14 protein-coding genes are annotated in these 13,080 nt (G+C 58.7%); 3 read left to right on the forward strand and 11 right to left on the reverse strand.

All coding sequences use genetic code 11. The annotated features are described in order from the left end of the window. Positions 1-23: 23 nt before the first annotated feature. Both NUW46_RS02795 and glnK read right to left on the reverse strand, forming a co-directional pair. Positions 24-1,307, reverse strand: coding sequence for an ammonium transporter (locus NUW46_RS02795; protein WP_418141332.1), 1,284 nt, complete (start codon positions 1,305-1,307; stop codon positions 24-26). 74 nt (positions 1,308-1,381) lie between these two features. Further along, on the reverse strand, positions 1,382-1,720 hold the full coding sequence (glnK, locus tag NUW46_RS02800; protein ID WP_008173268.1) for a P-II family nitrogen regulator: 339 nt from the start codon (positions 1,718-1,720) through the stop codon (positions 1,382-1,384). Positions 1,721-2,101: 381 nt separating this feature from the next. Here glnK and NUW46_RS02805 point away from each other — a divergent pair, with 381 nt between their 5' ends. The 3 genes from NUW46_RS02805 (at position 2,102) to trmB (ending at position 4,755) form a co-directional block, all read left to right on the forward strand. Then, the gene (locus NUW46_RS02805; protein WP_069184757.1) at positions 2,102-2,356 is read left to right on the forward strand and encodes an accessory factor UbiK family protein; all 255 of its coding nucleotides are present in this window, start codon (positions 2,102-2,104) and stop codon (positions 2,354-2,356) included. Between the two features lie 63 nt (positions 2,357-2,419). Then, complete coding sequence (locus NUW46_RS02810; protein WP_418141333.1) at positions 2,420-3,952, forward strand: YifB family Mg chelatase-like AAA ATPase; 1,533 nt, start codon at positions 2,420-2,422, stop codon at positions 3,950-3,952. Between the two features lie 71 nt (positions 3,953-4,023). After that, complete coding sequence (trmB, locus tag NUW46_RS02815) at positions 4,024-4,755, forward strand: tRNA (guanosine(46)-N7)-methyltransferase TrmB (RefSeq protein ID WP_418141334.1); 732 nt, start codon at positions 4,024-4,026, stop codon at positions 4,753-4,755. A gap of 17 nt (positions 4,756-4,772) precedes the next feature. Here trmB and NUW46_RS02820 read toward each other — a convergent pair whose 3' ends face one another. The 9 genes from NUW46_RS02820 to proC all read right to left on the reverse strand — a co-directional run bounded on the left by NUW46_RS02820 (position 4,773) and on the right by proC (position 13,061). Next, on the reverse strand, positions 4,773-5,306 hold the full coding sequence (locus NUW46_RS02820) for a hypothetical protein (protein ID WP_305967253.1): 534 nt from the start codon (positions 5,304-5,306) through the stop codon (positions 4,773-4,775). Further along, a complete protein-coding gene (gene hemW, locus NUW46_RS02825; RefSeq protein ID WP_418141335.1) occupies positions 5,306-6,472 on the reverse strand; it encodes a radical SAM family heme chaperone HemW in 1,167 nt (388 codons plus the stop codon). Before hemW ends, NUW46_RS02820 begins: the two co-directional genes overlap by 1 nt. A gap of 5 nt (positions 6,473-6,477) precedes the next feature. Further along, on the reverse strand, positions 6,478-7,077 hold the full coding sequence (gene rdgB, locus NUW46_RS02830; RefSeq protein WP_418141336.1) for an RdgB/HAM1 family non-canonical purine NTP pyrophosphatase: 600 nt from the start codon (positions 7,075-7,077) through the stop codon (positions 6,478-6,480). Positions 7,078-7,082: 5 nt separating this feature from the next. Beyond that, the gene (locus NUW46_RS02835; protein WP_153634881.1) at positions 7,083-7,538 is read right to left on the reverse strand and encodes a DUF4426 domain-containing protein; all 456 of its coding nucleotides are present in this window, start codon (positions 7,536-7,538) and stop codon (positions 7,083-7,085) included. 2 nt (positions 7,539-7,540) lie between these two features. After that, positions 7,541-8,140, reverse strand: coding sequence for a methionine biosynthesis protein MetW (gene metW / locus NUW46_RS02840; protein ID WP_069184764.1), 600 nt, complete (start codon positions 8,138-8,140; stop codon positions 7,541-7,543). Then, the gene (metX, locus tag NUW46_RS02845) at positions 8,137-9,285 is read right to left on the reverse strand and encodes a homoserine O-succinyltransferase MetX (RefSeq protein WP_069184765.1); all 1,149 of its coding nucleotides are present in this window, start codon (positions 9,283-9,285) and stop codon (positions 8,137-8,139) included. The genes metW and metX overlap by 4 nt, the downstream gene beginning before the upstream one ends. A gap of 127 nt (positions 9,286-9,412) precedes the next feature. Then, positions 9,413-11,377 carry a dynamin family protein gene (locus NUW46_RS02850; protein WP_136630823.1) on the reverse strand — a complete coding sequence of 655 codons (1,965 nt, stop codon included), beginning with the start codon at positions 11,375-11,377 and terminating at the stop codon, positions 9,413-9,415. A gap of 243 nt (positions 11,378-11,620) precedes the next feature. Continuing rightward, complete coding sequence (locus NUW46_RS02855; protein ID WP_064228405.1) at positions 11,621-12,205, reverse strand: YggT family protein; 585 nt, start codon at positions 12,203-12,205, stop codon at positions 11,621-11,623. Positions 12,206-12,227: 22 nt separating this feature from the next. After that, positions 12,228-13,061 carry a pyrroline-5-carboxylate reductase gene (proC, locus tag NUW46_RS02860; protein ID WP_418141337.1) on the reverse strand — a complete coding sequence of 278 codons (834 nt, stop codon included), beginning with the start codon at positions 13,059-13,061 and terminating at the stop codon, positions 12,228-12,230. Positions 13,062-13,080 lie beyond the last annotated feature (19 nt).

Below are 13,080 nucleotides of genomic sequence, written 5' to 3' on the forward strand. Positions count from 1 at the left end.
TTTTTCGTCCTTCGTGTCAGGGTTTACTGCTTGCCGCTGACAAACTCCGGATAGGCTTCCATACCGCACTCGGACAGATCCACACCTTCGTACTCGTCTTCTTCGCTGACCCGAATGCCCATGACGGCTTTCAGGATGCTCCAGACGATCAGGCTGGTAACGAATACCCAGACGAAGATGGTGAGCATCCCGACCAGCTGACCCATGAAGGTAGCGTCTGCGTCGGACAGGAGAACCGCGAAGATACCCCAGATACCAACCACGCCGTGCACAGAGATGGCACCGACCGGGTCGTCAATGCGCAGCTTGTCCATGGTCACGATGGAGAACACAACCAGGGTGCCGCCGATGGCGCCAATGATGGTGGCGAGCAGGGGAGACGGGTCCGCCGGCTCGGCAGTGATGGCAACCAGACCAGCCAGGGCGCCGTTCAGGGCCATGGTCAGGTCAGCCTTGCCGAACATCAGGCGAGCTACGATCAGGGCAGCAATCAGGCCACCGGCTGCAGCCGCGTTGGTGTTCAGGAACACGTTGGCAACTTCGTTGGCAACACCGATACCACCCAGCTTCAGGGTAGAGCCACCGTTGAACCCGAACCAGCCCATCCACAGGATGAAGGTACCAAGCGTTGCCAGGGGCAGGTTGGCACCCGGGAAGGCGCGGATCTCGCCTTTGGCGCCGTACTTGCCTTTACGGGCACCGAGGAGGATAACGCCAGCCAGGGCTGCAGCTGCGCCGGCCATGTGAACGATACCGGAACCGGCGTAGTCGCTGTAACTCAGCTCGTACATGCCGAATACCGCGTCGCCGTTCCAGGTCCAGGAACCCTGCATCGGGTAGATGAAACCACACATAACAACCGCGAAAGCGAGGAAAGCCCAGAGCTTCATGCGCTCGGCCACGGCACCGGAAACGATGGACATGGCGGTCGCAACGAAGACAACCTGGAAGAAGAAGTCGGAAGCGCCACTGTACTCACCCATGTCGCTGAAGCCAGCTTCGGTAGAGGCTGCAATGACACTGGCAATGGCTGCGTCGTCCATCTCGGCCACAGTTGTGACGCCGCTCAGGAAGATGCCACCGTCGTACATGATGTCGTAGCCGACAATCAGGTACATGGTACAGGCGACCGCAAACAGGGCCACGTTCTTGGTCAGGATTTCGGTGGTGTTCTTGGCACGCACCAGACCAGCTTCCAGCATGGCAAAGCCGGCGGCCATCCACATGACCAGGGCACCGCAAATCAGGAAGTAAAAGGTATCCAGCGCATACTGGAGTTCAAAAATGTGATTTAGATTGCTTTCCATATGAAGCCCTCCGCACGAGGCTTTTCAGGTTATAAAAATTTTTTGCGTTGGCTGTTCGAATTATCAGAGCTGGTTCAGACCGCTTCTTCGCCGGTTTCGCCAGTCCGGATCCGGATGGCTTGAGCCAGTTCAGTCACAAAGATCTTGCCGTCGCCGATCTTGCCGGTGTTGGCTGCCTTGGTGATGGACTCGATGACCTGGTCCAGCAGGTTGTCGCCAATGGCAACTTCCACCTTCACTTTGGGCAGGAAGTCCACTACATATTCCGCGCCACGATAGAGTTCTGTGTGGCCTTTTTGCCGACCGAAGCCTTTGACTTCAGTGACGGTTACGCCTTGTACGCCAATCTCGGATAGTGCCTCACGGACATCATCCAACTTGAAAGGCTTGATGATCGCTGTCACAAGTTTCATTGCTTTCTCCTTGGTAAAGCCGTCCCAACAGTGAGGGCCCGTCGGCCGATTGTTGAGTTCGGGATGCTGCCACCTCGCACACCAATTGTGCGGATTGCGTACGAGAGCTTTAGCATCGGGTATGCCAACGCAAAAAATTACAATAAAAACAATTATATATGATATCCGCGTACCAGAATGGCGCAAAGTTGTGCACCAAAATAGAGCGGGTAGCTGACCAGTGAGCCAAATTGGAGCGGGCTCTCTGGCCGGGCAGCCCCCATTATAGGGTCCGCAACCTACAGTATGGCAGGGGCTGCGATGTGATACACTCCCGCAGACCGGCAACAGGCCCTGTCTTTTAGTCGAAGCCGGACATTTCAGTGATTCGTGAGGTGATGTGTGAAAGGTCCACAGGATATTTTTGCTCAGCTGCAGGGCCAGTTTGGCCAGTTCGTACCCGACATGGCCCGCGCTGCACGGGAAGATTTTGAAACCCAGGCCCGGGCGACTGTGATGGCCGTACTGTCCCGCCTTGAGCTGGTGACACGAGAGGAATTCGATGCCCAGCAGGCCGTCTTGCTGAAGACCCGTGAAAAGGTGGATGCGCTCGAGAAGCGGGTGGCCGAACTGGAAAACTCCCTGCCAAAACAGTAAACCACGGACACGCTCGGCAGGACGCCGGGCGAGCAGTTCCGCTCATTACCATGGAAGGTTGTCATGCTTGCTATCGTTCATTCCCGCGCCTCAATTGGCGTGTCAGCGCCGGCCGTTACGGTCGAGGTCCATCTTTCCGGCGGTCTGCCGGCGCTCTCGATCGTGGGCCTGCCGGAAACCGGTGTCCGAGAAAGCAAGGAGCGCGTTCGGAGCGCTCTCCTGAACGCCGGCTTCGAGTTTCCTGCCCGCAGAATCACCATTAATCTTGCGCCTGCCGATCTTCCCAAGGAGGGAGGTCGGTTCGATTTGCCCATCGCTCTGGGCATTCTGGCAGCCTCGGGACAGATCCCGGTGGAGAGTCTTTCCGATTGCGAATTTCTGGGCGAATTGTCCCTTGATGGTGCATTGAGGCCGCTCAAGGGTGTATTGCCGGCTGTGCTGGCGGCCCGGCAAGATCAGCGGAGTTTGCTCGTTCCGCATGGCAATGCCGAGGAGGCGGCCCTGGCCAGCCAGGGTGACGTTCTGGCGGCCGGCCACCTGCTGGCGGTGTGCGAGCATTTGAGTGGCCGCGCCCGCCTGGTGCCAGTGCCGCGATCCTCGCTGGAACAGGCGCCGGCCACTCAGGGTGAGGTGCCGGATCTGTCGGATGTGCGTGGCCAGCGGGTACCCCGGAGGGCTCTGGAGGTCGCGGCGGCTGGCAACCACAATCTTCTGTTCTTCGGTCCACCGGGAACCGGCAAGAGTATGCTCGCCAGTCGGTTGCCCGGCATTCTTCCGGGGCTGGAGGATGCAGCGGCCATGGAAGTGGCCAGCGTCCATTCGGTGGCCGGGCTTCCGATTCGTTCCGGGGGTTGGCGGGAGCCGCCGTTCCGATCGCCTCACCACACCGCATCGGCCGTCGCTCTGGTGGGCGGTGGAAGCAGCCCGAGGCCCGGTGAAATCTCCCTCGCGCATCGGGGCGTACTGTTTCTCGACGAGTTGCCAGAATTCGAGCGTCGAGTGCTCGAGGTGTTGCGGGAACCGATGGAAACCGGCGAGATTTCGATCAGTCGCGCGGCGCGGCAGGTGAATTTTCCGGCCCGATTTCAGGTGGTGGGTGCAATGAATCCTTGTCCCTGTGGTTATAGCGGTCATCCCACCATTGAGTGTCAGTGTACGCCACAACAGGTCGCGCGGTACCGGTCGAAAATCTCCGGGCCGCTTCTGGACAGGTTCGATCTCCACGTTGAAGTGCCTGTGCAGGGTGGGGACGTACTGATGCGGCAGGGCGGCGACGGCGAAACCAGTGCCACCGTCCGGGAGCGTGTACTGGCTGCGAGGGCCCGGCAAGCAGAGCGGGGTTGCCTGAATGCCGCACTGTCCGGGCGTGATCTGCAGTCCGCATGCCGACTTGATCGCACCGGTGAACGACTGCTCACCGGTGCGATGGAAAAGCTGGGCCTCTCTGCTCGGGCGTTGCACCGCATATTGCGGGTTGCCAGAACGCTTGCGGATCTGGAGGGCTGTGAAGAGCTAGGCCAGAGCCATCTGGTTGAAGCGCTGGGTTACCGGCAACTGGACCGACAACAGGGCCGCAACTCGGTGGTATCCGCCTGAGCGACGACACTCTGGTAAACTGTTGGCAAATACCGTTAAACAGACCCGCTGCCTGCGGTTAAGGATTGCAGATGACAGACCAGAAAGAACCGCAAGATCCCAAAGATTCCGCCGATTCCCCGGTCACGACCCGTCGCGGTGTGCGTAGCTTCGTTCTGCGGCAGGGCCGCATGACGGAAGGCCAGAAAAAGGCGTTTGAACGGAGTTGGCCGAAGTACGGCCTGACCCGCGAGAACGGAATGATCGACCCTCGTGAGCTTTTTGGCCGAGACAACATGCTTAACCTGGAAATCGGTTTTGGCATGGGACGGTCCCTGGCAGAGATGGCCGAAGCGGCTCCCGAGCAGGATTTTATCGGGGTTGAAGTTCATCAGCCCGGTGTCGGCGCGCTGCTCAAAGAGATCGAGGATCGGGGCCTTGAAAATGTCCGGATATACAGTATCGATGCCAACGATGTCATTGATCTTTGCCTGCCGGACGCCTGTCTTGATCGCGTGATGGTGTTCTTCCCGGACCCCTGGCACAAGAAAAAGCATCACAAGCGTCGCCTGATTCAGCACGAGTTCGTCCAGCGGGTCCGTCACAAGCTGAGGGTCGGTGGCATCCTGCACCTGGCGACTGATTGGGAAAACTACGCCGAGCACATGCTTGAGGTAATGAATGAGTCCGAGGGCTTTGCCAATACTCAGGAGTCCGGCGGCTATTCGCCTCGCCCCGACGACCGTCCCATTACCAAGTTTGAAAAGCGGGGTGAAACCCTGGGCCACGGTGTCTGGGACTTGCTGTTCTACCGGACGAACTGATTGCCGGCGAACAGGGATCAGTGATGCGCCAGTGGATGGCGCCGGGCCGCCCGGATAATGACCAGACCGGCAATGCCGAGCGTCAACGCTGTAAACTTGATCAACGCGCACAGGGTTGCGGACAGGCTCAGTTCGTCAGTGGGTGGATTGAAGTTGTTCAGCAACAGAATGTTTTCTGTGCCATCGCTGAGGCCGGCGGTAACGAACAGGGCTCGTATCCATCTTGCAACCATCCGCTCCCTGACTCCCGGACGATCTCGAGTGAAATGCCGGGTAAGATGGATCAGGGCCAGCATGTAGGCGGGGATAAATAAGAAGTCCAGCCACAGTGAAACTCTCGCCCAGGCAACCCCTTCGCCTCCCCAGCTGCGAAAAATTGCATGGGCCTGATCAGCGGTGCCGGCCAGTTGGTAGCTGACGATTCCCTGGGGCGCCGAGGCAGTCTGAAGTGGCTGGTTGACCATAAGCAGGGCAAACAGCAGCACGGCGGCCACAAGCAAGCTGGCTTTCAGGCTTTTGGGATAGGCGGCCACTCCGTGTGCAGGGTCCATCAGAGAAAACGCTCCAGCAGGCTGTTCAGGTATCGCTGGCCCAGGTCCGTTGCCTGCAACCGATCGCTTACCAGCAGCTTTTCATTTCGCAGTTGTTCAAGTTTTACCCCAACTGTAGTCAGGGGTAAACCCGTCCGGCCTGAAAAAAGGCTTTCATCCACTCCTTCTTTCAGCCTCAGGGCATTCATCATGAATTCTAGAGGCAGATCTTCCCTGGCGATGAGATCGGTGCCGGCAGTGCGGCTGCCGATCCGGTTCAGATAGGCATCTGGCTGGCGCGTCTTCCAGTATCGCCGGATACTGCCGTCGGCGAGGCTTATCTTGCCATGGGCGCCGGCCCCCAGGGCCAGATAGTCCCCGAAGGTCCAGTAGTTCAGGTTATGGCGAGAGGCTTTTCCGCGAAGACTCCAGGCCGAGACTTCGTAATCCTGGTATCCCCGTTTGTGCAGCAGCTCAGCTCCCTGGCGATAGATGTCCCACAAGTGGTCGTTGTCTGGCAGGTCCGGAGGTCGGCTGTAAAACTCGGTATTGGGTTCCAGTGTCAGCTGGTACCAGGACAGGTGGGGCGGCTCATACTGCAGAGCAGTCTGGATGTCGTCCAGGGCCTGCTCCGGGGTCTGTCCCGGCAAACCATGCATCAGGTCGATGTTGAAATTGTCGAAGCCGGCCCGCCGTGCAGCGTCTATCGCCCGATGGGCGGCATCGGTGTCGTGAATGCGCCCGAGGTTTCTGAGATGGTCGGGGTTGAAGCTCTGGACTCCGATGGAGAGACGGTTTATCCCCGATTCTCGAAAAGCTTCGAAGCGGCCGGCTTCAAGCGTGCCCGGGTTGGCTTCCAGGGTGATTTCGGCATCCTCCTTGAAGGTAAGTCTTGCCCGTAGTTCCCGGAACAGGCGGTCGTAGAATTCGCCGCTCATCAGGGACGGGGTGCCACCGCCAATGAACACGGTTTCTATCGGTCGCTCGGCTGCAAAGGCCAGATCCTGGTCGAGATCTTCGAGCAGGGCCTCCAGATAGGCAGACTCGGGTATGGTCCCGGTAAAGGCATGGGAATTGAAATCGCAGTAGGGGCACTTTCGCACGCACCACGGCACGTGGATATAAAGGCTCAGGGGCGGCCTGACCGCAGTTGGCTGCTGATCTTCCCCAGGGTTGGTATTGCTCAACTGTCTCAGGCCTCGGCCTTGAGTTGATCCAGCAGAATCGTCAGGGCTCGTCCGCGGTGGCTGATGCTGCTTTTCTCGGATCGGGACAGTTCGGCTGCACTGCAGCCATGCTCCGGTGCGAGGAACACCGGGTCATAACCAAAGCCGCCGCTGCCTCGGGGTGATCTGAGGATCGAGCCCGGCCAGCTGCCATGGCAGATGATGGGCGTGGGGTCATCGGCGTGACGCAGGTATACCAGTACGCAATGAAACTGGGCGTTCCTCTGGTCGTCTGGCACGTCGGCCATGGCGTCCAGCAGGGCGTTTACGTTGTCCTGATCGGTCGCATCCGCGCCGGCAAAGCGGGCGGAACGCACCCCGGGACGACCTCCCAGAGCATCCACCGCCAGGCCGCTGTCGTCTGCCAGGGCCGGAAGGCCAGTTTCCCGAGCGGCGTGGCGGGCCTTGAGGATGGCGTTTTCAACAAAGGTAACCGCCGGCTCCTCGGCTTCGTTGACACCCAGGTCGCCCTGGGCAACTGGCGTCATGCCCAGAGGCGACAGCAGCTCCGTCAATTCGGCGATTTTCCCTTTGTTATTGCTGGCGATGACGAGTTTTTCGGTCATAGTACTCAATCGCTGAACAGTGTGTGAGCAAACCGCACCGCCAGGTCCTGCTGGTGTCCGGTCGGACGGGCCGTGACATTGAAGGTCATCAGCTCACCGGAGGAGTACTGGTACTCGGCGATAAAGTACACAGAGTCGCCTTCCTGGATGCGGCGGAACGCCAGGAAACGAACCTGCTGGACATCATTGGTGACCTTGCCTTCCACCTGGCCACTGACCGGGGACATGGATCCGTCCTCGTTTTCCTCCATGATGGAAATATTGACGATTCCGATGCCCTTGCTGCGTTGGAGATTGTTCGCCTTGGCAACTTCAGGGGCGAGGAACGTGCTGGGAAGAACACTCCAGAGCACCGTGTACTCCCCGAAATCTTTCGAACCAGCCTGTGCCTGCAGGCTGAACAGGCCAATCAGAGCAATTCCCAGAAGGTTACGGAATGTGGAGAAGGTTTTCGCAATCATCGCTATGTCTCCCGTGTGATTCGGTAAATGGCGATTTCACCCAACAAATTCGGCCACAGCCGCGCCAGCCAGCTGTTCTGGTGCTGGCCGTCGACCACCCTCCGGCTTTTGATTCTGATGCCTTTCTGCCGGCACAGGGCCTCAAAATCCTTGAAAGTGCACAGCCTTATGTTGGGCGTGTTGTACCATTTATAGGGCAGTGCTTCGGATTCGGGCATACGTCCGCTCAAAGTCAGTCCCCAACGCAGCCGCCAGTGGGCAAAGTTCGGGAAGGTAACGATGCCTTCTTTGCCAACCCGGAGCATCTCATCCAGCACCTTGTCGGGGCGCCGCACCGCCTGGAGCGCCTGGGTCATCAGAACAACATCGAAACTGCCATCGTCAAAGTTGCCCAGCCCCTGAGTGTCCAGATTCTGTTCGATGACCGCCACTCCCCGGCCCATACAGGTGGTGATGTGGTCCGGGTTGATTTCCAGGCCGAAGCCACTGGCCCCGCGCTCCCTCTGGAGGAAGTCGAGCAGGGTGCCGTCGCCGCAGCCCAGGTCCAGGACGTGATGACCCGGCTGAACCCATTGCTGGATGATTTCGAGATCCGGTCTCATGCGCCGACCTCCCGTGCAACCCGGTCCATGTAGGCGTTGAATATGTCAGTGTACCTCGGGGTCGGAATCAGGAACGCGTCATGGCCCCAGGGAGCATCCACCTCGGCGTAGCTGACCTTCCGGCGGGCGGCTATCATGGCGTTGACCATTTCCTCGGAGCGGGCGGGTGTGAAACGCCAGTCGGTGCTGAAAGACAACACCAGGTATTCACAACTGGCTGCCGACAGTGCTTTCGAAAGATCACCGCCAAACTCGTAGGCCGGGTCAAAATAATCCAGCGCCCGGGTCATCAGCAGATAGGTATTGGCGTCGAAAGACTCTGAAAACCGCTCGCCCTGGTAACGAAGGTAGCTTTCCACCTGAAATTCCGCGTCGTAACCAAACTTGTAGGCCTGGTCACGTAGCTCGCGGCCAAATTTTTCGCCCATGGAGGCATCTGACAGGTAGGTGATGTGCCCCACCATCCGGGCCAGCATCAGGCCACGCCTTGGAACAGTTTCAAAGTCGTAGTAGCGACCGTCGTGAAACTCCCGGTCGGTGGTGATGGCCTGGCGAGCCACCTCATTGAACGCAATATTCTGCGCCGTGAGTCTGGGCGTGGAGGCAATCACCACGGCGTGCCTCAGCCGGTCGGGATAATCCAGGCTCCACTGCAGGGCCTGCATGCCTCCGAGGGAGCCGCCAACAACTGCTGCCCAGCATTGAATGCCAAGCCGGTCGGCCAGCAATGCCTGGCTCTTGACCCAGTCGCCCACGGTGATGACCGGAAACTCAGGGCCGAAAGGTTTTCCGGTTTCCGGGTTGATACTGTTTGGCCCTGTGCTGCCGTGACAGCCGCCCAGGTTGTTCAGGCTGACAACAAAAAAACGGTCGGTATCGATCGGTTTGCCTGGGCCAATGCAACTGTCCCACCAGCCCGGTTTCCGGTCGTCGGCGGAATGATAGCCGGCGGCGTGATGGTGGCCACTCAGGGCATGGCAGATAAGAACGGCGTTGCTGGCATCGGCATTCAGGGTACCGTAGGTTTCCACGACCAGGTCATAGTTTTCCAGGGTCTGACCACAGGCCAGATCGATGGGAGCGTCGAAATGATAGGTCTGCGGGGTGACAATCCCGACAGAATCCGCAGGCAGGGTATCAGGCATCGGCGCGATTGGTTCCTGGTTCGATCCGTAAGTGTCTGGAAACGCAATGGCAAAGCCATCGCCAGCCCAGCAGTTTAAAGCCGGGGCGTGATGGCTGCAACCGCCTGAATAGTTGCTCTCGCGGGGCTCAGACGGCCCCGGAGATATTCACCACTTTTTGCTGGATCAGGGTGGGGGCCGGTTTGCGAATCTGTCGCTGCATGGCATCGGCCAGTTCCAGCTGTTTGCGCAGATCGGCAATGGTGTTGGTGAGGCGCTGGCGCTCGGTTCGGCTGTCCCGGTCATTGCGAACCATGTCGCGAAGGCGCCGGATCTGGTGCTCCAGTAGCTGCTTCTGCTCCATGGAGTACTGCATGATCGGCAAGAGTGCCTCTGACGGCCAGCGTTCAACGTCGTGGCGAACGCGAGCGTGCAGGGTGCGGGCTTCGCCCACCATGACGTTGAAGAAACGGCGAACCAGAACCGACTGTTCGGTCAGAAGGTTCTTCGGGCTGATACGGAAGCGTCGGGCCTTCTTGCGCAACTCACGAATGGCGATGACGTGGCGCCCTGCGCGGAGCGGGATGGGCTCGAGATGACGGGCCCGGTTGTCCTCGTTGTAACGACGGTAAATGGCGCCGACCATCTTCTCGGCCAGGTGCCCTTCGCTCAACAGGTTGGTCAGGTCGCTTTCAAGCAATTCGAAGAACTGGTCCATGGCGCGGTTCATGCCGGCGGTGGTCCAGCTTTTCGACATACTGGTGCGGACACGTTCAGCATGTTCTTCGAAACGGTCTTCGCTGACCAGTTTCTTCAGTAAGTCACCCTGGGAGTCCATCAGGCGCCGGCTGGAGCGCAGTGTAATCAGCTTCTTGTAATAAAAGTCGTAGTCTTTCTGGGCGCGCTCTGCCAGCCGGCCCAGCGCTGCCTTGTCCATGGTAACGCCTGCGCACGCCTGGAGTTCTTCCTCCAGGGATTCCAGCCGGTACTGCATCGCTGCCTGGCTGTTCTGGAGCATGCCCAGGAGGTCGTTGATCAGGCTCTGGGTGATCAACTGTTCCTTGTGCATCAGGATGCGCTGGATAATCAGTTGCTCAAGCTGGCCGATATTGGATCGGTCAAACAGGTCGCTGTCTTTCCTGACCCTGGCCACCAGACCCTGTTTGGCGGAAACGGGGATAACATCATGCTGCCGCATGCCGAGGTGATCGGCGGTGTAGCCACGCACCCGCTCGATTGCCTCGTTGGTGTGGCGTTCACCCTGCAGGTCGTCCCAGAGCACATCGATCTTGTTCAAGACGGCAAAACGACCGGCGCGGTGATCGGCGTGTTGAGTGTCGATATGCTCCTTCCAGATGGTCATATCGCTGGCGGTCACACCGGTGTCGGCGCTGAGCACAAAGATGACCGCATGGGCCCGGGGCAGCATGCTGATGGTCAGTTCCGGCTCTGAACCCAGGGCATTCAGGCCCGGAGTGTCGAGGATGCGCAAACCGCGTTCGAACAGAGGGTGACGGATACTGATCTGGGCATTACGCCAGGCCGGCACGAGGACGTTGCCGGGGTTGTTGCGGTCGTGCTCCAGCATATCCTCGTCGAAGCCCAGTTTCCGGGCTTCATCCGGTGATACGCTTTTCACCCGGGCAACTTCGGCCAGCACTTCCCGCATGATTTCCGGGTCACGCTCATCAAGCTCATGCTTTACCCACCGTTCCGGCTGTTTGCGCAGTTGCTGCAGGGACAGGTCTCCGTTTCGGGTTTCAATGGGCAGCAGGAGCAGGTAGTTCTCGTTGGCGCTGCGATCAAAAAACAGCTCGGTGGGGCACATGGTCGTACGCCCTGCCTGCGAAGGCAGCATGCGCTGGCCATATTCCGAGAAGAACAGGGCGTTGATCAGCTCGGTTTTCCCGCGGGAGTACTCGCCGACAAAGGCAATGGTAAGCTCATCCTCAATCAGCAGTTCCAGTCCATGGCGGATGCGGGTGCTGACATCGTCGGAAAACAGATTGTTATCCTGCAGCCACAACCGGTATCGGCCGATCTGTCGGATCAGCTCTTTTTTCCAGTTGTGATAAGCCTCTACCTGCTGCGACAGAGTTCCCTGTTGGTTCATCGGATTTTCCTTCTGCGCGACTTCCGGGTATCCCGGTTCAAACGGGGTGCTCACGGGTGACGGATTAATTACCGTTAATACTATCCTGTTCTATCTATGTTTGCGGCAGAGCGGCACGGAGAGGATTGGAGGCAGTTGGAGGGTTTTGAGATAAAGGACTGCAAAATCAATGACTTGACGTTGCAGTCCGGAGATTATGGATTTCGTGGCTAAGTGTTACAAAGTGTATATTTGAGACGGGGTTTACATACCCAGCCCGATAGAGCCAAGGCCTGCGGCCATTTTCATATGCTCAATCACCACCGAAATTACGTTCAGAATCAGGAACACAATAATGGGTGACAGGTCCAGACCGCCCATGGAGGGCATGATATTGCGCACTGGGCGCATCACCGGTTCCGTGATCTGGGCGACCAGCTGAATCGCCGGGTGGCCGCTGCCGGGAGCTATCCAGCTGACGACCACCACCGCAATCACTGACCAGAAGTAGATCTTTACGATCAGGTCAAGAACGTTCAGCACGGCCCATACGAGCAGAGTGATCGGATTCACGGCGGGGATGCCGCCATTCAGGGCAACCAGTATCAGGAAGAAAGTGATGCCCTGGATGATGACCGCAAGCACCAGCGAAGCGCCATCCACACCGCCCCAGCCGGGAATGAAGCGGCGCAGCGGACGCAGCGGCGGATTGGTGGCCTTGACCACGAATTGTGAGATCGGATTATAGAAGTCTGCCCGGGCCAGTTGCAGCAGGAATCGGAGCAGCACAATGGTCATGTAGAAGGTGGATGCGATCAGCAGGATGGTAATCAGAATGTCTGCCAGCATGAAGCCGTGTCTCCGTTATCGGTTACTGTTTGCCTGCCAGTTCTTTGGCCATTTCTTCCGAGCGTTTGAACGCCGCTTTGTAGGCTTTGGATACCAGCTGGCGCATCCCACCTTCCTCAAAGGTGTTGATGGCCTGCTCGGTCGTTCCGCCGGGAGACATCACGTTGCGCTTGAGTTGGCCGGGGTCGTGCTCGCTCCTCGCGGCCATTTCGGCGGCTCCTGCCATGGTCTGGATGGCCAGTTCTCGCGCGGTTCCGGCAGCAATGCCTGCTTCGGTGGCAGTCTCTTCAAGCGCCTCGAGCATCAGGAAAAAATAGGCCGGGCCGCTGCCGGAGAGGGCGGTGACCGCATGGAGCAGGTTCTCGTCCTCAACCCAGAGCGCTGAACCGATGCTTTCGAACACCGATTCCACCATTTTCTTCTGTTTGTCTTTCACTTCTGCGTTGGCGAACAGGCCCGCGGCCCCTTTGCCAACGAGGGAGGGCGTGTTGGGCATGACACGGACCAACGGCAGTCCGCCTCCCAGCCAGCCGTCCAGTGTGTCAGCTGTCAGGCCGGCGGCAATGGATACCATCAGGGGGCGGGTATTCTGAACGACCGGCGCGATATCGCGACAGACATCCGCCATTACCTGAGGTTTTACCGCGAGAACCACCATGTCAGCCTGCTGGGCGCAGTAGCGGTTGTCTGTCGTTACGCTCACGCCGAAGCGCTTGCGGATTGTTTGAAGGTGCGCGTCATCCGGCGCGCTCACCCAGATATTGCCGGCCTGATAGCCGTTATCCAGCATACCGCCAATGATGGCGCTGGCCATGTTGCCGGCACCAATAAAAGAAATGGTTGGTGATGTGCTCAAGGTTAACTCCCCGGTTGAT

The organism is Marinobacter sp. MA, assembly GCF_048298425.1.
Lineage (GTDB): Bacteria > Pseudomonadota > Gammaproteobacteria > Pseudomonadales > Oleiphilaceae > Marinobacter > Marinobacter salsuginis.